Source organism: Pseudomonas sp. TE21394, assembly GCF_054057835.1.
This window is the reverse complement of record NZ_JBSRZR010000001.1, coordinates 2707239-2729999: the sequence shown is the minus strand read 5'-3', so window position 1 is coordinate 2729999 and position 22761 is coordinate 2707239. Positions and strand designations below refer to the sequence as shown.

Genomic DNA, 22761 nt, shown 5'->3' with positions numbered 1-22761 from the left:
ACCCCTACCTGCATGCGCAGATAGGGGTTTTGCGAAATGAATCTTGACGATGACCTACTCTCACATGGGGAAGCCCCACACTACCATCGGCGATGCATCGTTTCACTACTGAGTTCGGGATGGGATCAGGTGGTTCCAATGCTCTATGGTCGTCAAGAAATTCTGTTGCCAGAAGGTCCTGGTAGACACTCCAGCGAATCCGGATATGTGATGTTCGTGGTTCGTTGCGAACTTTCGGTTCGTTTCATCTTCACCACCGCAATCTGCGTCAGCAAATTGCTTGGGTGTTATATGGTCAAGCCTCACGGGCAATTAGTATTGGTTAGCTCAACGCCTCACAGCGCTTACACACCCAACCTATCAACGTCGTAGTCTTCGACGGCCCTTCAGGGAACTCAAGGTTCCAGTGAGATCTCATCTTGAGGCAAGTTTCCCGCTTAGATGCTTTCAGCGGTTATCTCTTCCGAACATAGCTACCCGGCAATGCCACTGGCGTGACAACCGGAACACCAGAGGTTCGTCCACTCCGGTCCTCTCGTACTAGGAGCAGCCCCTCTCAAATCTCAAACGTCCACGGCAGATAGGGACCGAACTGTCTCACGACGTTCTAAACCCAGCTCGCGTACCACTTTAAATGGCGAACAGCCATACCCTTGGGACCGGCTTCAGCCCCAGGATGTGATGAGCCGACATCGAGGTGCCAAACACCGCCGTCGATATGAACTCTTGGGCGGTATCAGCCTGTTATCCCCGGAGTACCTTTTATCCGTTGAGCGATGGCCCTTCCATACAGAACCACCGGATCACTAAGACCTACTTTCGTACCTGCTCGACGTGTTTGTCTCGCAGTCAAGCGCGCTTTTGCCTTTATACTCTACGACCGATTTCCGACCGGTCTGAGCGCACCTTCGTACTCCTCCGTTACTCTTTGGGAGGAGACCGCCCCAGTCAAACTACCCACCATACACTGTCCTCGATCCGGATAACGGACCTGAGTTAGAACCTCAAAGTTGCCAGGGTGGTATTTCAAGGATGGCTCCATGAGAACTGGCGTCCCCACTTCAAAGCCTCCCACCTATCCTACACAAGCAAATTCAAAGTCCAGTGCAAAGCTATAGTAAAGGTTCACGGGGTCTTTCCGTCTAGCCGCGGATACACTGCATCTTCACAGCGATTTCAATTTCACTGAGTCTCGGGTGGAGACAGCGCCGCCATCGTTACGCCATTCGTGCAGGTCGGAACTTACCCGACAAGGAATTTCGCTACCTTAGGACCGTTATAGTTACGGCCGCCGTTTACCGGGGCTTCGATCAAGAGCTTCGCTTGCGCTAACCCCATCAATTAACCTTCCGGCACCGGGCAGGCGTCACACCCTATACGTCCACTTTCGTGTTTGCAGAGTGCTGTGTTTTTAATAAACAGTCGCAGCGGCCTGGTATCTTCGACCGGCATGGGCTTACGGAGCAAGTCCTTCACCCTCGCCGGCGCACCTTCTCCCGAAGTTACGGTGCCATTTTGCCTAGTTCCTTCACCCGAGTTCTCTCAAGCGCCTTGGTATTCTCTACCTAACCACCTGTGTCGGTTTGGGGTACGGTTCCCAGTTATCTGAAGCTTAGGAGCTTTTCTTGGAAGCATGGTATCAACCACTTCGTCGCCTGAAGGCAACTCGTCATCAGCTCTCGGCCTTGAAATCCCGGATTTGCCTAAGATTCCAGCCTACCACCTTAAACCTGGACAACCAACGCCAGGCTGGCCTAACCTTCTCCGTCCCTCCATCGCAATAACTGGAAGTACAGGAATATTAACCTGTTTTCCATCGACTACGCTTTTCAGCCTCGCCTTAGGGACCGACTAACCCTGCGTCGATTAACGTTGCGCAGGAAACCTTGGTCTTTCGGCGTGCGAGTTTTTCACTCGCATTGTCGTTACTCATGTCAGCATTCGCACTTCTGATACCTCCAGCAAGCTTCTCAACTCACCTTCACAGGCTTACAGAACGCTCCTCTACCGCGTCATCAAAGATGACACCCGTAGCTTCGGTGCATGGTTTGAGCCCCGTTACATCTTCCGCGCAGGCCGACTCGACTAGTGAGCTATTACGCTTTCTTTAAAGGGTGGCTGCTTCTAAGCCAACCTCCTAGCTGTCTAAGCCTTCCCACATCGTTTCCCACTTAACCATGACTTTGGGACCTTAGCTGACGGTCTGGGTTGTTTCCCTTTTCACGACGGACGTTAGCACCCGCCGTGTGTCTCCCATGCTCGGCACTTCCAGGTATTCGGAGTTTGCATCGGTTTGGTAAGTCGGGATGACCCCCTAGCCGAAACAGTGCTCTACCCCCTGGAGTGATACATGAGGCGCTACCTAAATAGCTTTCGAGGAGAACCAGCTATCTCCGAGCTTGATTAGCCTTTCACTCCGATCCACAGGTCATCCGCTAACTTTTCAACGGTAGTCGGTTCGGTCCTCCAGTCAGTGTTACCTAACCTTCAACCTGCCCATGGATAGATCGCCCGGTTTCGGGTCTATACCCAGCGACTAAACGCCCTATTAAGACTCGCTTTCGCTACGCCTCCCCTATTCGGTTAAGCTCGCCACTGAATATAAGTCGCTGACCCATTATACAAAAGGTACGCAGTCACCTAACAAAGTAGGCTCCCACTGCTTGTACGCATACGGTTTCAGGTTCTATTTCACTCCCCTCTCCGGGGTTCTTTTCGCCTTTCCCTCACGGTACTGGTTCACTATCGGTCAGTCAGTAGTATTTAGCCTTGGAGGATGGTCCCCCCATGTTCAGACAAAGTTTCTCGTGCTCCGTCCTACTCGATTTCATTGACAAGAGATTTTCGTGTACGGGGCTATCACCCACTATGGCCGCACTTTCCAGAGCGTTCCACTAATCTCAAATCAACTTAAGGGCTGGTCCCCGTTCGCTCGCCACTACTAAGGGAATCTCGGTTGATTTCTTTTCCTCAGGGTACTTAGATGTTTCAGTTCCCCTGGTTCGCCTCTTGCACCTATGTATTCAGTACAAGATACTCAGCTTGTGCTGAGTGGGTTCCCCCATTCAGAGATCTCTGGATCACAGTCTGTTTGCCGACTCCCCAAAGCTTATCGCAGGCTACCACGTCTTTCATCGCCTCTGACTGCCAAGGCATCCACCGTATGCGCTTCTTCACTTGACCATATAACCCCAAGCAATCTGGTTATACTGTGAAGACGACATTCGCCGAAAATTCGCATGTTGCTCTTTCGAGCAGAACTCACAAATTTTACCTTAGCCTGATAACCAGCAGTGAAACTGACCATCAGTCTATATCTATCACATATCCGAATTTTTAAAGAACGATCTGACAAAAGCCAGAAATCAACATTCGATGCGAATGTTCATTTCTGAGTTTGATCAGGTACAACGCGCCCCAGGCAGGGCGTTGGTCGCCTTCAACCATGAATCAAGCAATTCGTGTGGGAGCTCATCAGCAGGCTGATGTCGTCGATTAAGGAGGTGATCCAGCCGCAGGTTCCCCTACGGCTACCTTGTTACGACTTCACCCCAGTCATGAATCACACCGTGGTAACCGTCCCCCCGAAGGTTAGACTAGCTACTTCTGGTGCAACCCACTCCCATGGTGTGACGGGCGGTGTGTACAAGGCCCGGGAACGTATTCACCGCGACATTCTGATTCGCGATTACTAGCGATTCCGACTTCACGCAGTCGAGTTGCAGACTGCGATCCGGACTACGATCGGTTTTGTGAGATTAGCTCCACCTCGCGGCTTGGCAACCCTCTGTACCGACCATTGTAGCACGTGTGTAGCCCAGGCCGTAAGGGCCATGATGACTTGACGTCATCCCCACCTTCCTCCGGTTTGTCACCGGCAGTCTCCTTAGAGTGCCCACCATAACGTGCTGGTAACTAAGGACAAGGGTTGCGCTCGTTACGGGACTTAACCCAACATCTCACGACACGAGCTGACGACAGCCATGCAGCACCTGTGTCAGAGTTCCCGAAGGCACCAATCCATCTCTGGAAAGTTCTCTGCATGTCAAGGCCTGGTAAGGTTCTTCGCGTTGCTTCGAATTAAACCACATGCTCCACCGCTTGTGCGGGCCCCCGTCAATTCATTTGAGTTTTAACCTTGCGGCCGTACTCCCCAGGCGGTCAACTTAATGCGTTAGCTGCGCCACTAAAATCTCAAGGATTCCAACGGCTAGTTGACATCGTTTACGGCGTGGACTACCAGGGTATCTAATCCTGTTTGCTCCCCACGCTTTCGCACCTCAGTGTCAGTATCAGTCCAGGTGGTCGCCTTCGCCACTGGTGTTCCTTCCTATATCTACGCATTTCACCGCTACACAGGAAATTCCACCACCCTCTACCGTACTCTAGCTCGCCAGTTTTGGATGCAGTTCCCAGGTTGAGCCCGGGGCTTTCACATCCAACTTAACGAACCACCTACGCGCGCTTTACGCCCAGTAATTCCGATTAACGCTTGCACCCTCTGTATTACCGCGGCTGCTGGCACAGAGTTAGCCGGTGCTTATTCTGTCGGTAACGTCAAAACAGCAAGGTATTAACTTACTGCCCTTCCTCCCAACTTAAAGTGCTTTACAATCCGAAGACCTTCTTCACACACGCGGCATGGCTGGATCAGGCTTTCGCCCATTGTCCAATATTCCCCACTGCTGCCTCCCGTAGGAGTCTGGACCGTGTCTCAGTTCCAGTGTGACTGATCATCCTCTCAGACCAGTTACGGATCGTCGCCTTGGTGAGCCATTACCTCACCAACTAGCTAATCCGACCTAGGCTCATCTGATAGCGCAAGGCCCGAAGGTCCCCTGCTTTCTCCCGTAGGACGTATGCGGTATTAGCGTTCCTTTCGAAACGTTGTCCCCCACTACCAGGCAGATTCCTAGGCATTACTCACCCGTCCGCCGCTGAATCAAGGAGCAAGCTCCCGTCATCCGCTCGACTTGCATGTGTTAGGCCTGCCGCCAGCGTTCAATCTGAGCCATGATCAAACTCTTCAGTTCAATACTGCTTGGGTTTTTAAGAAACCCTAAACTTGGCTCAGCAATCTCAAATGACTATGTGATTTCTCGCATGGCCACTTGTGATGCTGATAATCTTTGTGACTATCAGTCCGTACTCACAAGCACCCACACGAATTGCTTGATTCGATTTGTTAAAGAGCGTTTGGCCAAGAGCGTTTCGTCTCAACCGAGGCGCGCATTCTACGCTTTCCTCATTGCCTGTCAAGCGTTTATTTTGAAGTTTTTCGCGAGAAACTCGTTTAGCTTCAAACACTTGACTCGCTGCGATCGCTCGTAGCGGGAGGCGAATCATACAGCGTTCAAAACCGCTGTCAAGCTTCGTCTCGACCACTGCGATCATTCGACCGTAGCCCCTCCAGCTTTCCCGCCACTACTTAACCCTTTGATGAACAAGGAGTTTTTCGTTCCGATGTCGCTGGAGGTGGGGCGCATTATAAGGGCATTCGAAACCGCGTCAACCTTTAATTTCAAAAATGTTTCAACCCGCTCTTCCTCGGGCCAACCTGGGCAAAGCGCGCGCCATGGCAGGAACTCGCAGCAGCATCAGTACAGCTCCGATGAACGCATAGATCGCCCACTCCCGCAGATCAGAGCGCACGATCCACAGGAAATGCAGCAATCCCAACCCAAGCACTCCATACACCAACCTGTGCAGCTTCTTCCACCGCGCCCCCATGCGCCGCTGACTATACCTGTTCGAGGTAACCGCCAAGGCCAGCAACCCGAGGAACCCCAACGCGCCCACAATAATGTAGGGCCGCTTGCGTAACTCCACTGTCAGTTGCCCCCAGTCCAGCCCGAGGATAAAGAACAGATACGCCAGGATGTGCAGCACGATATAGGCAAATACCCACAACCCCAGCTGTCGGCGCACAACGATCCATCCCGGCCAGCCCGTCAGTTTCTGCAGCGGCGTCATGCTCAAGGTAACCAGCAGGAAGGTCAGCGCCCCAAGCCCGAGGCGATCCATCAGGATCTTGCCGGGGTCCGGCCCCAGCAGATTCAGCGCGGCCTCATACAACCACCACGCCGGGAACAGGCACCCCACGATGAAGATGGCTAGACGAAACCAGGGGTAGCGCATCAATAGTTCTTCCGCAGGTCGAGGCCGGCATACAGCGACGCCACTTCATCGGCATAGCCATTGAACATCTGGGTTTCCCGCACGTTGGGACTGAATAGCCCGCTTGGCAGCCGCCGCTCACGCGCCTGGCTCCAGCGTGGATGATCGACCGTCGGGTTCACATTGGCGTAAAAGCCGTACTCGTCCGGCGCCAGGCCTTGCCAGGTAGTACCAGGCTGCTCGGCCACCAGGCTGATACGCACGATCGACTTGATGCTCTTGAAACCGTACTTCCACGGTACGACCAGGCGCAACGGCGCGCCATTCTGGTTGGGCAGTTCGCGGCCATACATGCCCACCGCCAGGATCGCCAACGGGTGCATCGCCTCATCCAGGCGCAAGCCTTCCCTGTAAGGCCAGTCGATCAAGGCAAAACCCGAACGCTGCCCGGGCATGCGCTCCGGGTCCTTCAAGGTTTCGAAGCGCACATAACGTGCCCTGGAAGTCGGCTCGACCTGTTTGAGTATCTGCGCCAACGGAAAGCCCAGCCATGGAATGACCATCGACCACGCCTCAACGCAACGCAGCCGGTAAATGCGCTCCTCAAGCTGATACGGTTTGACGAAGTCTTCCAGCGCATAGCGCCCGGGCTTACCCACTTCGCCATCGACTACAACGCTCCACGGCTCGGTTTTCAGGCTCTCGCCATTGGCCGCCGGGTCACCCTTGTCCGGCCCGAACTCATAGAAGTTGTTGTAGTGGGTCGCATCCTTGAACGGCGTAATCGCCTCGTCCTTGACCGTTACCGCCTGCCAGTGCGCGGCAGCAAGCTTGTCGGCAAACCAGGCCGGCGCATGCCCGGCCTGCACATCGGCGTAACGCGAGACCTCGGCCGCGCCTACCCTGCCCGGCAACGCCCCCAGAGCCAGAGCCGCCAGGGAACCGCCCATCAGGGCACGCCGGGAAAGATAGATGCTTTCGGGGGTGATCTCCGATGCCTTGCATTCGAAAGACCTGGATAGCTTGATGAGCATGGGCGGCTCCATGGCACTGGATAGCGGATGTACCAGTAAGACTATGGAGCCGGAGGGTTATTCCAACATTAACGGGCTATCAGGCTTTACGCCGACGCCCCTTCAGCAGGAACTGGATCGGCCCCGAAGCCGCATAGGCGAGGAAGATCAACAGCAGGATGCGCGGCGGGTCGCTGAACACCACGGCAAATACCAGCACCACCGCCAGGATCGCCACAAACGGCACCCGGCCCTTGAGGTCTAGCTCCTTGAAGCTGTTGTACTTGATGTTGCTGACCATCAGCATGCCGGCAGCAGCTACCAGCAGCGCCACCAGGAACGACAGCTTGGAACCCTGGATACCGTAGTCGCTGAACGCCCATACGGTGCCCGCCACCACGCCCGCTGCGGCCGGACTGGCCAGGCCGATGAAATAACGCTTGTCGGCAGTACCGACCTGGGTATTGAAACGTGCCAGACGCAACGCCGCACCGGCCACATAGATGAAGGCGACCATCCAGCCAACCTTGCCCATGTCGCCCAGCGCCCAGCCGAAGGCCAGCAAGGCCGGGGCCACACCAAAGGCGACCATGTCCGACAGCGAGTCGTACTCGGCACCGAAAGCGCTCTGGGTATTGGTCATGCGCGCGACCCGGCCATCCAGGCCGTCAAGCACCATGGCCACGAAGATGGCAATGGCAGCGAAGGCAAAGTACTTGCTCGCCTCGCGCGGGTCACCGGCACTCAGGGCGCTCTGCGCGCTCATCGAGCTGATGATGGAATAGAAACCGGCAAACAGGTTGGCGGTGGTAAACAGGTTGGGCAGCAGATAGATGCCACGATGGCGCACCTTGCGCCCTTCGGCATCATGCCCTTCTTCAACGTGCTCATCGACAGGTAGCAGGCTTTCGGCGTCGGAGGGCTTGTTCGGCTCTTCGGGACGTTCGCTCATGGAGGGTACCTTGCAACAGGATGGAAAATGTTCGACACGGGCCCACAAGACAGGTTCTAACAGCGGGCCACTGGTCTGCTTTATACCAGAAGCCGGCTGCCAGAACGAAAAAACGCGGCCGAAGCCGCGTTTTTCATCTTCCGACAGACTTAGTTCTTGGTCTTGTCGACGATCTTGTTGGCCGAGATCCATGGCATCATCGAACGCAGCTGCTCGCCGATGATCTCGATGCCGTGAGCGGCGTTGTTGCGGCGCTTGGCGGTCATCGATGGGTAGTTGGTAGCACCTTCGGAGATGAACATCTTCGCGTACTCGCCGTCCTGGATGCGCTTCAGGGCGTTGCGCATGGCCTTGCGGGATTCCTCGTTGATGACTTCCGGACCGGTAACGTACTCACCGTACTCGGCGTTGTTGGAAATCGAGTAGTTCATGTTGGCGATGCCGCCTTCGTACATGAGGTCAACGATCAACTTCAGCTCGTGCAGGCACTCGAAGTAGGCCATTTCCGGCGCGTAGCCAGCTTCGACCAGGGTCTCGAAACCGGCTTTGACCAGCTCGACGGTACCACCGCACAGAACAGCCTGCTCGCCGAACAGGTCGGTTTCGGTCTCGTCCTTGAAGGTGGTTTCGATGATGCCGGTACGGCCGCCACCCACGCCCGAGGCGTAGGACAGGGCGACGTTCTTGGCGTTGCCCGAAGCGTCCTGATAGATAGCGATCAGATCAGGGATGCCGCCGCCTTTGACGAACTCGGAGCGAACGGTGTGGCCCGGGGCCTTCGGCGCGATCATGATCACGTCGAGGTCGGCACGCGGAACCACCTGGTTGTAGTGGATCGAGAAGCCGTGGGAGAAGGCCAGGGTAGCGCCCTTCTTGATGTTCGGCTCGATTTCCTGCTTGTACAGCTGGCCCTGGAATTCGTCCGGGGTCAGGATCATGACCAGGTCGGCAGCAGCGACGGCGGAGGCAACATCGGTCACTTTCAGGCCATGGGCTTCTGCCTTGGCGACGGTGGCCGAACCTTTACGCAGACCGATGGTGACATCCACACCGGAGTCCTTCAGGTTGCACGCCTGAGCATGCCCCTGGGAACCGTAACCGATGATGGCGACTTTCTTACCCTGGATGATGGAAAGGTCGCAGTCTTTATCGTAGAAAACTTTCATGAAAATACCCCTGGTTATATCTCGGCCCCTGCGGAGCCATCGCTAATTTGTGGAATTCAGATGCTGAGCACTTTGTCGCCACGGGCAATGCCGGTAACGCCGCTGCGCACGGTTTCGAGAATCGATGCAGTGCCTATCGCCTGGATGAAGCTGTCCAGTTTGTCGCTGGTGCCGCTCAGCTGCACGGTGTACACGCTGGCGGTCACGTCGACGATCTGGCCACGGAAGATATCCGTGGTGCGCTTGATCTCGGCGCGCTGGGCACCAGTGGCCTTGACCTTGACCAGCATCAGTTCACGCTCGATGTGAGCGCTTTCCGACAGGTCGACAAGCTTGACCACTTCGACCAGCTTGTTCAGGTTCTTGGTGATCTGCTCGATCACTTCGTCATGGCCAACGGTGGTCAGCGTCAGACGCGACAGGGTCGGGTCTTCGGTCGGCGCCACGGTCAGGCTTTCAATGTTGTAGTTACGCTGGGAGAACAGGCCGACCACGCGGGACAACGCACCAGGTTCGTTTTCCAGCAGCAGGGAAATGATGTGCCGCATATCAGGTACGCTCCGTCTTGCTCAGCCACATGTCACGCATCGAGCCATCCTTGATCTGCATCGGATAGACGTGCTCGCTGCGGTCAACCGCGATGTCGATGAACACCAGGCGGTCCTTCATCGCAAACGCTTCTTCCAGCTTCGGCTTGAGGTCCTTCAGGCTGGTGATGCGGATACCCACATGGCCATAGGCCTCGGCCAGCTTGATGAAGTCAGGCAGCGACTCGACATACGAGTGCGAGTGACGACCGTTGTAGGACATGTCCTGCCACTGGCGGACCATGCCCAGCACACCGTTGTTCAGGTTGACGATCTTCACCGGCAGGCCGTACTGCATGCAGGTGGACAGCTCCTGGATGTTCATCTGGATGCTGCCTTCGCCAGTCACGCAGGCCACGTCCTGATCCGGGAAGTTGAGCTTGACGCCCATCGCCGCCGGGAAGCCGAAGCCCATCGTGCCCAGGCCACCGGAGTTGATCCAGCGGTTCGGCTTGTTGAAACGGTAGTACTGCGCCGCAAACATCTGGTGCTGGCCGACGTCGGAAGTGACAAAGGCATCGCCATGGGTCACTTCGCACAGGGTCTCGATGACCTTCTGCGGCTTGATGACATTGCCGTCGCCCTTGTCGTAAGGGAACAGCTCGCCATTGCCACGCCATTCATCGATCTGCTTCCACCAGGCATCCAGCGCCGCCTTGTCAGAGTGCTCGCCGATTTCCTTGAGGATGCCGAGCATCTCGCTGAGGACGCTGTCGACCGGGCCGACGATCGGCACGTCGGCCTTGATCATCTTGGAGATCGACGCCGGGTCGATATCGATGTGGATGATCTTGGCGTTCGGGCAGAACTTGGCCGGGCCGTTCACCACTCGGTCGTCGAAGCGGGCACCAACAGCAAAGATGACATCGGCATGGTGCATGGCCATGTTGGCAGTGAAGCTGCCGTGCATGCCGAGCATACCGAGGAACTGGCGATCAGTACCCGGGAAACCACCGAGGCCCATCAGGGTATTGGTGACCGGCAGGTTCAGCGACTTGGCAATTTCGGTCAGGGCTTCGGAACCGCCGCCGAGAATCACGCCACCGCCGGAGTACACCACCGGGCGCTTGGCCGCCAGCAGCATCTCCGCAGCCTTGCGGATCTGCCCGGAATGGCCACGAACGGCCGGGCTGTAGGAACGCAGCTTGACCTTTTTCGGGTAGACGTATTCGAACTTCTCGGCCGGGTTGGTCATATCTTTTGGAATATCGACCACGACCGGACCTGGGCGACCGGATTGCGCCAGGTAGAATGCTTTTTTCAGTACTTCCGGGATTTCGCTGGCGTGTTTGATCATGAAGCTGTGCTTCACGATCGGCCGCGAAATGCCGATCATGTCGGTTTCCTGGAAGGCATCGGTGCCGACCATGGTGCTGGGCACCTGGCCGGACAGGATGACCATCGGAATCGAGTCCATGTAGGCAGTGGCAATACCAGTAATGGCATTGGTCGCACCAGGCCCGGAAGTCACCAGCACCACGCCGGCCTTGCCGGTGGCACGGGCGTAACCGTCCGCCATATGGGTAGCCGCCTGCTCATGACGAACCAGGATGTGCTCGACTTCCGGTTCCTTGAACAGCGCGTCGTAAACATGCAGGAGAGCACCACCAGGGTACCCGTAGATGTGCTTAACGCCTTCGTCACGCAAGAAGCGGACGACCATCTCAGCGCCAGATAAAAGCTCCACGTTGTTCACCTCTAAAACGCCAGAATACCGCCCTCACTGGACGGGTCTTAATAGGTTTACTGCCAAGCAGAGCATGAGCGAACGTCAGCACTGACTGAGCAAGTATTGGGAGCGCCCCAGAGTGTTGCGGGGTTTTCCCACCCAGCGCGAGGTAACGCGTTGCGGGGTGTAACAGGTCGGCGCGGGTGTGCGCCTCATGATCTGCTTAGCGGGTCTGCTTCTGGCAGTCCCTCTACAGCGGAGATTGGATTCTTCTGATTCGGCGCCAACAAGTCAAGAAAAATTATTGCCAATTTTTCGCCAAGATGAATTCCTGCCACCACTAAAAATCGCTTCAGCAGCAGAATTAATAAGATTTCCACAAAAAAGGGCCACAATCTGCGGCCCTTGAAGGAAAAACTGAAGAAATCAGGCGGAAGGAGCAATCAATTGATCGAAAGCTGCCAACAGGCGCCGAAGCTCGCGGCTTTGTTCCGGGCGGTCGGTAAATACGGTTTCGGCCATCACCAGGATGCCGGAGGCATTGGGTAGCGGGTGGCCCAGCTCGATGACGATCTTCATGCGCGGCAGGAAGATCCATTGCAGCCATTGTTCGAAACTGAGGGTATCGACGGCGAACGGCACAGTGCTGGCCAGCGCCTCGTCGCTTGGCGCCTCGGCATCCCACCACCCCTGCACCTGCAGCTCGCGCTCGATCAGCATCAGATGGTCGGCAATATCGAGAATGCGTTGCTCGATCATCACAAGTTGACCCGAGCCTTTTGCCGGGCCAGCGCAGCACCAGCATTGTCACCCTGTTTTTCGCGAGCCTGGGCGATGGTATTCCACAGCTCGGCCTGCAGGCTCGGGCGGCCGTTGGCGTAAGTCAGGGCGCGACGCGCCAATTGCTCGGCCTGTGGCGCATCACCCTGCGACAAGCGCACCTGGGCCAGGCGGTACAGTACCTGCGGCTCGCGCGGGGCAATGCGCTGGGCACGCTCCAGGCTGGAAGCAGCACCGTTGAAGTCACCGCTGCCCTGCTGCGACTGGGCAGTGGTCAGCAGTGCCAGTACCGGACCATCCAGCTGCTCATCGGCCGATAGCCCGCCTGCAGCGGCACCGCTACGTGGAATACCGGTCGGGGCGCTGGTGCTTTGCGGGGCGCTGTTCATCGCGGCGATGTCGAACGGTTCGTCGGCGATCGGGTTAGGGTTGGTTGCCATCGGCACCGAACTGACCGGACCGGTTGAGATCGGACCCGGCGTGATCGGCGAGGTGCTGATCGGTGCCGGCCCGTTGGCCGCCGGGAATGTCTGGATGCCGGAGGCACCGGCACCCTGCGGGATCATCACGGTGACGCCGGAGTCCTCAGGCAGCGTTTGGGCTTGCGCGGTACCCGCGTTATAGCCACCCGCCGAGCGGTTGGCTGTGACGCGTTCGCTATTGGACACGCGGGTGCTCGAGTCGACCACCGGAATATTGCCGCGCGGGACACTGGCGCACCCCTGGAGCACAGCCAGCGCCGTCACGGCAGGAAACAGCCACTTGTTCACGTCACACCTCATCAATGCAGCCTGTGCTTAATTCATCCAGCCTTTTACCCAGTCCATGACCGACTCAACCGGATCCTGCTCGCCGCCACAGGTCGCACCGGCGGGCGGTTCACTCCCGCGAATATACGGCATCTGCACTGCTCCCGGACAGCTGCCATCAGAACCATGGCCACTGTATGGGTCAATCCACGCCTGCACCACGTTGTCCGGTTGCGGCATGTCCAACGGCAACGGGTCGGCCTTCTTCATGAAGCTGGTCCACACCTGCAGGGCACCGGTAGCGCCGGTAAATGGCGTCTTGCCGTTGTCGTCACGACCCATCCACACCACGGCCAGCAGGTCCTGGCTGAAACCGGAGAACCAGCTGTCACGCGAGTCGTTGCTGGTACCGGTCTTGCCAGCCAGGGTCAGCGTGCGCGGCAAGGTGTTGTATACCGAGCGGCCAGTACCTTCGCGCATTACCCGCTGCATGGCGTTCTGCACCAGGTAGATGGCGCCCGGGTCAAAGGTTTGCTGGATCTGGAACGGGTAACGCTTGAGCGGCTCGCCCTCGGCGGTGAGCACGCTGCGGATACCGCGCATCGGCGTATTGAAACCGCCGTTGGCGATGGTCTGGTACATGGTCGCCACCTGCATCGGCGACATGCCGCCGGCGCCCAGCAGCATGGCCGGGAATGCTGGCCAGTCAACGTTCACGCCCAACCGGCCGATGGTCTTGATCACGTTGGGCACGCCCACTTCCAGGCCGATCTTGGCGGTCGACAGGTTGTAAGAGTTGGCCAGCCCCTGGTACAGGTAGATGGTGCCATGCGGACGGCGGTCATAGTTCTGCGGGCGCCAGACCTGGCCGTCGGCGCCTTTGACCGAGAAGGGCTCGTCCTGCACCCAGCTGGTCAGCGTGTACTTGGTCGGTTGCTCCAGCGCGGTCAGGTAAACCGCCGGCTTGACCAGCGAGCCGATCGGGCGCACAGCATCGATGGCGCGGTTGAAGCCAGCGAAACCGGCCTGGCGGCTACCAATCAGTGCCTGCACTTCACCGGTTTCCGGGTTGGTCACGACCATGGCCGACTCGACCTCGTCAGCCCCCTTGCGACCTGCCAGGCGCTTGAAGGTCTCGCTCATCGAGGCTTCGGCCTTCATCTGCAGGATCGGGTCGAAACTGGTGAAGATGCGCAGGCCCTCTTCGGTCAGGTCTTCGTCGCGGTAGTCCTGGCGCAGCTGACGCTTGACCAGGTCGAGGAATGCCGGGAACGAGCTGTCAGCCAGGCTGCCGCGCTTGGTCACGCCCAGCGGCATCTTTTTCGCCGCATCCACTTCCGCCTGGCTCGCCACGCCCTGTTCGGCCACCAGGTCGAGCACCAGGTTGCGGCGCGCGAGGGCACGGTCGGGGTAGCGTCGCGGGTTGTAATAGGACGGGCCTTTGACCATGCCCACCAGCAAGGCGATCTGGTGCAGTTTCAGCTCCGACAGCGGCTGGCTGAAGAAGAACTGGCTGGCCAGGCCGAAGCCGTGCACCGCACGCTGACCATCCTGGCCGACGAACACCTCGTTGAGGTAGGCCTCGAGGATTTCGCGTTTGTCGTAGTGCAGTTCCAGCAGCACGGCCATCATGGCCTCGGTCAGTTTGCGGCTGAGGCTGCGTTCGCTGGTGAGGTAGAAGTTCTTCACCAACTGCTGCGTCAGGGTACTACCGCCCTGACGCATCGAGCCGGCTGACGTGTTGACCCACATGGCGCGGGCGATCGACTTGGGCGACACCCCGAAGTGGCTATAGAAATCGCGGTCTTCGGTGGCCACCAGGGTTTCGAGCAGGTATTTGGGCACCTGGTCGATCTTGATCAGGATGCGGTCTTCGAGATTTTTCGGGTAGATGCCGCCGATCATCAGCGGTTCCAGGCGCACTACATCGAGCGCCTTGCCGTTGGCCCCGGACAGGCCTGCCACGTAGTCGCCGGAGAAGCGCACCCGCACGAACTGTGCCGGCTCCATGCCCTCGTAGAACTGGAAGCCACGGGTGTTGAGGTCGACCGTATTGCCGTTGACCGACGCCGCACCGGGGCCATTGGCAGCGGTTTCACGGCGATAGCCGAGCGCATCCAGCTCGGTGAGGAAGTCGTCCTTGCTCAGCTTCTGCCCGGTGAACAGCTCCAGCGGCCGGGCGTACACCTTGGCCGGGATGGTCCAGCGCTTGCCGGAGAACTTTTCCTGGACGACGGCATCGAGGTATACCGCGAAGCCGGCAACGATCACCAGGCCGACCAGGCTGAGCTTCAAGGCCCAGCCCAGCCAGGCGCGGGAGCGGCCGGTCGGGCGTTTCTGAGGGGTGCGGGGGGTTCGGGTTCGAGTCATGGCGGCGGATTATACGCACTTTATAAAGGCTGGGCAGACGGCCCGGCGGTAGGCAGGGGCGGCACCATTGACCATAATGGCGCATTCGAATTCCCTGCCCCGGAAGGATTTCCCGTGAGCCAAGCCCTTATCAACGCGCTGCAGAACCCTGCCCTGTACCCTCACCCCGTGGAGGGGTTCCAGCTGATCGAGACGCATATCTCCTGGGTTCTGCTCACCGGCGAGTATGCCTACAAGATCAAGAAGCCGATGAACTTCGGCTTCCTCGACTTCACCAGCCTGGATCAGCGCCAGCATTTCTGTAATGAAGAATTGCGCCTGAACCAGCGCCTGACCGACGGCCTGTACCTGGAAGTGCTGCCGATTACCGGTAGCGTCGAGGCGCCGCAGATCGGTGGCGTAGGCGAGGCTATCGAATATGTGCTGAAAATGCGCCAGTTTCCCCAGGGGCAGATGCTCAGCACCCTGCAGGCCAATGGCGAACTGAATGCCGCGCACATCGACCAGATGGCCCGGCAGATCGCCGAGTTCCACCTGCAGGCGCCCCGTGTGCCGGTGGAGCACCCCCTGGGCACGCCGGAAAGCGTGATGGCGCCCGTGGAGCAGAACTTCGAGCAGATTCGCCCGTTCCTCAGCGACAAGGCCGACCTGCAGCAGCTTGATGCCCTGCAGGCCTGGGCGCGCAGCAGCTTCGAGCGCTTGCATGGCCTACTGGAAAAGCGCAAGGCCAACGGTTTCATCCGCGAATGCCACGGTGACATCCACCTCGGCAACGCGACGCTGATCGATGGCAAGGTGGTGATCTTCGACTGTATCGAGTTCAACGAACCGTTCCGCCTGACCGACGTCTATGCCGACACCGCTTTCCTGGCCATGGACCTGGAAGACCGCGGCCTGAAATGCCTGGCCCGGCGCTTCATCACCCAGTACCTGGAACTGACCGGCGATTACGAAGGCCTGGAACTGCTCAACTTCTACAAAGCCTACCGCGCGCTGGTACGGGCCAAGGTGGCGCTGTTCAGCATGCCGTCCAATGCCGATGGGGTGCAGCGTGCGACCACCCTGCGCACCTACCGCAACTACGCCAACCTGGCGGAAAGCTACAGTGCCATCCCGTCGCGCCTGCTGGCCATTACCCATGGGGTTTCGGCGGTAGGCAAAAGCCACGTGGCCATGCGCATGGTCGAGGCCTTGGGCGCGGTCCGCGTGCGCTCGGACGTTGAGCGCAAGCGCCTGTTCGGTGAGCAGCAGCAGGCCGAAGCAGGCCAACTGGGTTCAGGCATCTATGCCCAGGACGCCAGCGCCGCGACCTACCGGCGCCTGCACGAGGTGGCGGCAACCATTCTGCGTGCCGGTTACCCGGTAGTGCTGGATGCCACCTACCTCAAGCGCGAGCAGCGCCAGGCTGCAGCCGATATCGCCAGCCAGACCGGTGTGCCGTTCCTGATCCTCGATTGCCATGCGCCCGAAGCAGTCATTGCCAGCTGGCTGGAGCAGCGCCAGGCAGAACAGAACGACCCATCGGATGCCACCTTGGACGTGATCAAGGCCCAGCAGGCGAGCCGCGAGCCACTGGATGCGCAAGAGCTGGCACAGAGCAAACGCGTCGACACCCAGGATGCCGCCAGCATGGACCAGGTCATCGACCAGGTTCGCCAGCGCTTGCCCGGGCTGTAAGTTCAGCGCTTTTCCATCCCGGCCTTTTCGCGCCTTTACCCGCGAAGAGGCCGGGCTAGGCGACGCATGCCTCCAGCGCATCTCGTCGCCCCCAATGGCAAAAGGCCGCGCATTTTCCAACCCCCGCTACACTCCTCTCTGACCTGCTCGCGATTTATCCCCATGACCCGTTCAGCCATCGCAAGGAGGCTCGATGAACGATGAATTGCAGCACCTGAAGAACCTTGGCAAGACCTCTGCGCAGTGGCTGCATGCAGCAGGCATCCACAGTGCATCGGATCTGCGACGCCTGGGCGCGGTGGGTGCGTACCAAGCCGTGAAGACGCGAGGGTTCCGTGCATCGAAGGTGCTGCTGTATGCCATTGAAGGCGCGCTCCTGGACATGCACTGGAACGACTTGCCGGTGGAGCGCAAAGAAGCGCTCATCCAGCAACTGGACGCAAAATGTCCGGCACAAAAAAATTCGAAATAATCGAGAGAAAGGGATTGACCTCGAAATGAGAATCGTTATGATTATCACAACTGGTCGCGAGACTGGTTGGATAAACTAAGAGACCTTGGTTCGGACTCTCAGATTATCTCCTCATCAGGCTAATCACGGTTATTGACCCGGCAGTTTGCCGGGTCTTTTTTTTGCCGGGCGTGTGGCATCAGCGTTGTAATTGTGCACAGTAATCCTGCGCCGGCAGTGCCGCCGTATACCACACGTAATCAGCTTGCCCCGCCTCGACCTGCGCACCTGCCTCAGCCAACAGTAAAACCCTGCTGCTACCCTGCGCGCCCAAGTCAGCCAGATGCAACGGCACGCCCAGGTCCTTGCGCACATGATAGGCACCGGCAAACAACAAGGCTGGCTGCGGTGCCGCTAACAGGCGCTCGGCCATACGCCGGTCGCGCTGCTGCTGCACGGCTAGCATCGCAGGCAACTGGCTGTCCGGAAGCATCCCGCAGTGTCCGGCGCGCACCTGTTGCAACAACGCGGCCTTGACCGCTGGCGCATTGGACCTCTCGCCGACCAGCGATGCTGGTTGCCGATACGCCTGGCGCATCTGGCCGGGGGAAAGGTTGGCAGCCAGCAGCGGGATACGTTGCTGCAAAGCCTCGGTGACGATTGGCCCGTACATCTGCCAGTCCCAACCGTCCTGCCAGGCCAGGGCCTGTGGCAGATCGGCCGGCACGGGTTGCCCCACCAGCTTGTCCAGCAGCGGTTGCTGCTCGGGCTGCAGCATTTCCAGCAGCAGGCTGCCCTGCGCACGCTGGGCCTGCAGCGCCCGCAACAGCCAAAGCTGAAGGGCATGGTGGTCGGGGTTGTCGTGTTTCTCGCCGACCAATACCCGCGGCGCAACAGCCAGGCGTTGTACCAGTTGCTCTGGGTCGAGCAGTTGCCCACTGGCAAGCTCGACGATATGCCCCAGGTCGGGATGGGTACGCCCTTCGCTGCTTTGCCAGGCCGGCAGCGCTGGCAGGCTGGCCTGGCAAGCGCCCAAGGCCAGTGCAAGGCATAACGAGAAACCTGACAACAGCGGATGGCGCATGTGCAATACCTCTCTGTCACTCACGATGTATCGGGCCGGTGCCGGTAAACCGGGCGCCTTGCAGCCGGCGACGGAACTGCGCACCACAGGCAGCCAGGCACAGCGAATGCAGGTAACCTGATGGACATCCGCACTGGCGGGTCAAGCCATCATTTGTTTCACGAGTCGTCGTTGCCATGCACTTCCTTTGTACTTCCCAGGGCCTTGTCGAAGGCCAGAGTCGCGCCTTCAGTGTAGAAGGCGTCGAGTTGTTCGGCGTGCGCCGCCTGGGCCAGGTGTACCTCTACCGCAACCGCTGCCCGCACCGCGGCATACCACTGAACTGGGCGCAAGATGCCTTTCTCGAGGACAGCGCCAGCCTGATCCACTGCGCGCACCACGGCGCCCTGTTCCTCATCGAAAGTGGTGAGTGCGTGGCCGGGCCTTGCGAGGGCGAGTCACTGGAGGCTCTTGGCTGCCACGAAGACAGCCAAGGTATCTGGTTCAAGGCGTAAGCAGCACCGGCAGGCGGCGATCGATGACGATGCCTTCCGGGTTCAGGCGGGTGCCGTAAGCCAGCACCTCCACGCCATCGGCCACTGCAGCACGCAATGCCTGGGCATAGGCCGCATCGATTTCCTCGGCCGGGCGCACTGCATCGACGCCGGTCAGGTTGACGCAATACAACTGCACCGCCCGCACGCCCTGCCGGGCCAGCTTGGCCAGTTCACGCAGGTGTTTGGCGCCGCGCTGGGTCACCGCATCGGGAAAAGCCGCGACCGAGCTGTCGGGATAGCCAAGGGTTACGCTCTTGACCTCGACATAAGCCGGAGCGCCATTGAACTCCAGGCGAAAATCGATGCGGCTGCCTTCCTCACCGTAGGCCACTTCCCGCCTGAGGGCTGTAAAGCCTGCCAATTCGGCGATGATGCCGGCATGCAAGGCTTCTTCGACCAACGCATTGGCCCGCCCGGTGTTCACGCAGGCCAGCCTCCCTTGTGGGGTTTCGCTGATTTCCCAGGTACCTGGCAGCTTGCGCTTGGGGTCGTTGGAGCGGCTGAACCACACCTCCCCGCCTTCACGCATGCAGTTGAGCATCGAGCCGGTGTTAGGGCAGTGAATGGTCATCTGCTCGCCGCCCACCATTTCGATATCGGCGAGAAAACGTTTGTAGCGGCGCAGCAGCCGACCTTTTTCGAGTGACGGCGAAAATTGCATCAGCCTTGCCAGCTCCGCAAGCCGCGGGCAATACGCTGCACCGCTTGTTCCAGGCGCGGCAGGCTCTGGGTGTAGGCAAAGCGCACATGGTGCCCGGCCAGATGACGACCGAAGTCCAGACCCGGCGTGAAGGCGATGTGCTCGGTCTCCAGGAAGTGCCGGCAGAATGCGAACGCGTCACCGCCAAAGGCACTGATATCGGCGTAAAGGTAGAACGCCCCCTGCGGCTCAACGGCAATACGGAAACCCAGTTCGCGCAGGGCGGGCAACAAGTAGTCGCGACGGCGGGCGAACTCGGCACGGCGCTCTTCGAAAATGGCCAGAGTCTCGGGCTGGAAGCACGCCAGCGCAGCATGCTGGGCCATGCTCGGTGCGCTGATGTACAGGTTTTGTGCCAGCTTTTCCAGGTCTGCCACGGCGCCCGGCGGCGCTACCAGCCAGCCGAGGCGCCAGCCGGTCATGCCGAAATACTTGGAAAAACTATTCAGCACGAAGGCCGAATCATCCACTTCCAGTACGCTGGGTGCGTCCATGCCATAGGTCAGGCCATGATAGATCTCGTCCACCACCAGGTGCCCGTGGCGTTCACGGGTGGCTCGGGACAGGCTGGCCAGTTCGTCGCGGCCCAGCACGGTGCCGGTCGGGTTGGCTGGCGAGGCAACCAGGGCGCCGACAGTGTCCTTGTCCCAATAACGCTGCACCAAGTCGGCGGTCAGCTGGTAGTTGACCTCCGGGCCCACCGGCACCAGTTGTGCCCCGCCTTCGACCAGGCGCAGGAAGTGGCGATTGCACGGGTAACCCGGGTCGGCCAGCAGCCAGTGCTTGCCCGGGTCGACCAGCAAGCTGCTGGCCAGCAGCAGTGCACCGGAGCCGCCCGGGGTGATGAGGATGCGTTCAGGGTCGACACTCAGGCCATAGCGCTGGCGATAGAAACCGGCAATCGCCTCACGTAACGCCGGCAGGCCGCGGGCGGCGGTATAACGGGTGTGCCCGGCGGCGAGTGCCGCCTGTCCAGCGGCGACGATCGGTGCGGCGGTGGTGAAGTCCGGCTCGCCGATTTCCAGGTGGATCACGTCGTGCCCGGCCGCTTGCAGCTCGTTGGCCCGGGCCAGCAACGCCATGACATGGAAGGGTTCGATGGCGCGGCTGCGCGCGCTGTAAGGGTGGGCCATGACCTTCTCTCAATAGGGTCTAAACTGGAGATTCTACCTCTGCAAGCGATCGAACGTACCGCTCAGGCCGGTGTCAATCAGCAAGATCGGGCGGGGTAGCGCACCCCCGATCTATCTGGTAAGTTCGGCGGCTCGCAGTCGCAGGGCCGGCGGGTGCCGGAGATGGAGCAGCCTGCGCATTGGATCAGATGAGTGAGAGGCGGTCTATTCATGTCCACCGTAGAAAAGCAAAAAGCCCAGACCATGTACGGTGTCGAGCCCTACGTAGAAACCAAGGGTGAAGAGTACATGGGCGAGCCCATGAAACAGCACTTCACCAAGCTTCTCGGCGCCTGGAAGCGAGACTTGATGGAAAGTGTCGACCGCACTGTGGACCACATGAAGGACGAGGCAGCCAACTTCCCCGACCCGGCCGACCGCGCCAGCCAGGAAGAAGAATTCGCCTTGGAGCTGCGCAACCGCGATCGCGAGCGCAAGCTGATCAAGAAGATCGACAAGACCCTCGAAAAGATCAAGGCCGACGAATACGGCTGGTGCGAATCGTGCGGCATCGAGATTGGCCTGCGTCGCCTGGAAGCCCGTCCTACCGCGGACCTGTGCTTCGACTGCAAGGAAATCGCGGAGAAAAAGGAAAAGACGGTCGGCAAAGGCTGATCCTTCTTCCATCCGGACGGGGCGCATCAAGCGCCCCGTTTCATTTTCATGCCCAGCCTGACCATGACCGATACCCGTTACATCGGGCGTTTCGCCCCCACCCCCAGCGGCTTCCTGCACTTCGGCTCGCTGGTCGCCGCTCTCGCTTCCTGGCTCGATGCCCGCGCTGTAAATGGCCGCTGGCTGCTTCGCATGGAAGATACCGACCCGCCCCGGGAAATGCCCGGCGCCCGCGATGCCATCCTGCAGACGCTGGAGCGCTATGGCCTGGAGTGGGATGGCGAAGTGGTGTTCCAGAGCCAGCGCCACGACGCCTACGCCGCAGTGGTCGATCGCCTGTTCAACATGGGCCTGGCTTATGCCTGCACCTGCTCACGCAAACAGCTGGAGGGCTACAACGGCATTTACCCCGGTTTTTGTCGCAACGCCGGGCATGCGCGTGAAGGCGCGGCGATCCGCTTGCGAGTGCCGGAGCTGATCTATCGCTTTACCGACCGGGTGCAGGGCGAGTTCCAGCAGCACCTGGGGCGTGAGGTAGGGGATTTCGTCATCCAGCGCCGCGACGGGCTGTATGCCTACCAGCTGGCGGTGGTTCTGGATGACGCCTGGCAAGGTGTCACCGACATCGTGCGCGGCGCCGACCTGCTGGACAACACCCCGCGCCAGCTATACCTGCAAGAGTTGCTGGGCTTTTCGCAACCGCGCTACCTGCATATACCGCTGATCGTGCAGCCGGACGGGCACAAGCTGGGCAAATCGTACCGTTCGCCGCCACTGCAGGCGGAGCAGGCCACGCCGCTGTTGCTGCGGGCGTTGCGGGCGCTCGGGCAGGAGACCGCCCCTGAGCTGTCGCTGGCGACGCCGGCCGAAGTGCTGGCGGTGGCCCGTAAACAGTGGCAGCCCGAGGCGATTGCGCGCAGAACCACAGTGCCGGAGGTTGATTTGCTCTGAGGCAGGCCCGGCCCTGTCGCGGGTAAACTCGCGAAGAGGCCGGCACAGGCACCCCATCAAAAACAAAAGGCCAATAAATTCAACCCCTTGGCGAACCCCCTGGATTCCCGCTAGCATCCCCCCCGCCATTTGCGCCAATAATAAGTCCAAGCCCGCAGCGCCCAACCATCGA

17 protein-coding genes and 3 rRNA genes are annotated in these 22761 nt (G+C 59.3%); 5 read left to right on the top strand and 15 right to left on the bottom strand.

The annotated features are described in order from the left end of the window. Positions 1–41: 41 nt before the first annotated feature. The 12 genes from rrf to mrcB all read right to left on the bottom strand — a co-directional run bounded on the left by rrf (position 42) and on the right by mrcB (position 15403). A 5S ribosomal RNA gene (gene rrf / locus ACVWZT_RS12565) occupies positions 42–157 on the bottom strand. A 134-nt stretch (positions 158–291) separates the two neighbouring features. After that, a 23S ribosomal RNA gene (locus tag ACVWZT_RS12560) occupies positions 292–3183 on the bottom strand. A 313-nt stretch (positions 3184–3496) separates the two neighbouring features. Continuing rightward, positions 3497–5033: ribosomal RNA gene (locus ACVWZT_RS12555) — 16S ribosomal RNA — on the bottom strand. The 16S, 23S and 5S rRNA genes sit together here, the layout of an rRNA operon. 499 nt (positions 5034–5532) lie before the next feature. Further along, a complete protein-coding gene (gene msrQ / locus ACVWZT_RS12550) occupies positions 5533–6138 on the bottom strand; it encodes a protein-methionine-sulfoxide reductase heme-binding subunit MsrQ (protein ID WP_457469562.1) in 606 nt (201 codons plus the stop codon). Beyond that, positions 6138–7151, bottom strand: coding sequence for a protein-methionine-sulfoxide reductase catalytic subunit MsrP (msrP, locus tag ACVWZT_RS12545; protein WP_457469560.1), 1014 nt, complete (start codon positions 7149–7151; stop codon positions 6138–6140). The genes msrQ and msrP overlap by 1 nt, the downstream gene beginning before the upstream one ends. A gap of 79 nt (positions 7152–7230) precedes the next feature. Then, entirely contained in the window at positions 7231–8082 is an 852-nt protein-coding gene (gene pssA / locus ACVWZT_RS12540; protein ID WP_170032690.1) for a CDP-diacylglycerol--serine O-phosphatidyltransferase, read from the bottom strand. 149 nt (positions 8083–8231) lie between these two features. Further along, complete coding sequence (gene ilvC, locus ACVWZT_RS12535) at positions 8232–9248, bottom strand: ketol-acid reductoisomerase (protein ID WP_013974255.1); 1017 nt, start codon at positions 9246–9248, stop codon at positions 8232–8234. 56 nt (positions 9249–9304) lie between these two features. Continuing rightward, positions 9305–9796, bottom strand: coding sequence for an acetolactate synthase small subunit (ilvN, locus tag ACVWZT_RS12530; protein ID WP_003250040.1), 492 nt, complete (start codon positions 9794–9796; stop codon positions 9305–9307). Position 9797: 1 nt separating this feature from the next. Further along, positions 9798–11522 carry an acetolactate synthase 3 large subunit gene (locus ACVWZT_RS12525; RefSeq protein ID WP_457469558.1) on the bottom strand — a complete coding sequence of 575 codons (1725 nt, stop codon included), beginning with the start codon at positions 11520–11522 and terminating at the stop codon, positions 9798–9800. A gap of 408 nt (positions 11523–11930) precedes the next feature. After that, positions 11931–12263, bottom strand: coding sequence for a YqcC family protein (locus ACVWZT_RS12520; protein ID WP_457469556.1), 333 nt, complete (start codon positions 12261–12263; stop codon positions 11931–11933). Further along, a complete protein-coding gene (locus ACVWZT_RS12515; RefSeq protein WP_296231393.1) occupies positions 12263–13066 on the bottom strand; it encodes a tetratricopeptide repeat protein in 804 nt (267 codons plus the stop codon). Before ACVWZT_RS12515 ends, ACVWZT_RS12520 begins: the two co-directional genes overlap by 1 nt. A 15-nt stretch (positions 13067–13081) precedes the next feature. Then, entirely contained in the window at positions 13082–15403 is a 2322-nt protein-coding gene (mrcB, locus tag ACVWZT_RS12510; RefSeq protein WP_296231391.1) for a penicillin-binding protein 1B, read from the bottom strand. A 114-nt stretch (positions 15404–15517) separates the two neighbouring features. Between mrcB and ACVWZT_RS12505 the strand changes: the two genes are divergently transcribed. Together ACVWZT_RS12505 and ACVWZT_RS12500 are read left to right on the top strand one after the other, a co-directional pair. Further along, complete coding sequence (locus tag ACVWZT_RS12505) at positions 15518–17080, top strand: bifunctional aminoglycoside phosphotransferase/ATP-binding protein (RefSeq protein ID WP_457469554.1); 1563 nt, start codon at positions 15518–15520, stop codon at positions 17078–17080. A gap of 193 nt (positions 17081–17273) precedes the next feature. After that, positions 17274–17552 (top strand): TfoX/Sxy family protein, encoded by a 279-nt coding sequence (locus tag ACVWZT_RS12500; RefSeq protein WP_296231388.1) that lies wholly within the window; start codon positions 17274–17276, stop codon positions 17550–17552. A gap of 178 nt (positions 17553–17730) precedes the next feature. Here ACVWZT_RS12500 and ACVWZT_RS12495 read toward each other — a convergent pair whose 3' ends face one another. Further along, on the bottom strand, positions 17731–18615 hold the full coding sequence (locus ACVWZT_RS12495) for a ChaN family lipoprotein (RefSeq protein ID WP_457469552.1): 885 nt from the start codon (positions 18613–18615) through the stop codon (positions 17731–17733). Positions 18616–18791: 176 nt separating this feature from the next. Between ACVWZT_RS12495 and ACVWZT_RS12490 the strand changes: the two genes are divergently transcribed. Next, positions 18792–19109, top strand: coding sequence for a Rieske (2Fe-2S) protein (locus ACVWZT_RS12490; protein ID WP_296231386.1), 318 nt, complete (start codon positions 18792–18794; stop codon positions 19107–19109). Here the strand turns inward: ACVWZT_RS12490 and sfsA are convergent. Continuing rightward, a complete protein-coding gene (gene sfsA, locus ACVWZT_RS12485) occupies positions 19099–19812 on the bottom strand; it encodes a DNA/RNA nuclease SfsA (protein ID WP_296231385.1) in 714 nt (237 codons plus the stop codon). The genes ACVWZT_RS12490 and sfsA overlap by 11 nt on opposite strands. Beyond that, positions 19812–20984: a pyridoxal phosphate-dependent aminotransferase gene (locus ACVWZT_RS12480; protein ID WP_296231384.1), complete on the bottom strand. Its 1173-nt coding sequence runs from the start codon at positions 20982–20984 to the stop codon at positions 19812–19814. The genes sfsA and ACVWZT_RS12480 overlap by 1 nt, the downstream gene beginning before the upstream one ends. 210 nt (positions 20985–21194) lie before the next feature. Between ACVWZT_RS12480 and dksA the strand changes: the two genes are divergently transcribed. Then, positions 21195–21638 carry an RNA polymerase-binding protein DksA gene (gene dksA, locus ACVWZT_RS12475; RefSeq protein WP_046613112.1) on the top strand — a complete coding sequence of 148 codons (444 nt, stop codon included), beginning with the start codon at positions 21195–21197 and terminating at the stop codon, positions 21636–21638. A 63-nt stretch (positions 21639–21701) separates the two neighbouring features. Then, positions 21702–22589, top strand: coding sequence for a tRNA glutamyl-Q(34) synthetase GluQRS (gene gluQRS / locus ACVWZT_RS12470; protein ID WP_296231405.1), 888 nt, complete (start codon positions 21702–21704; stop codon positions 22587–22589). Positions 22590–22761: the final 172 nt, after the last annotated feature.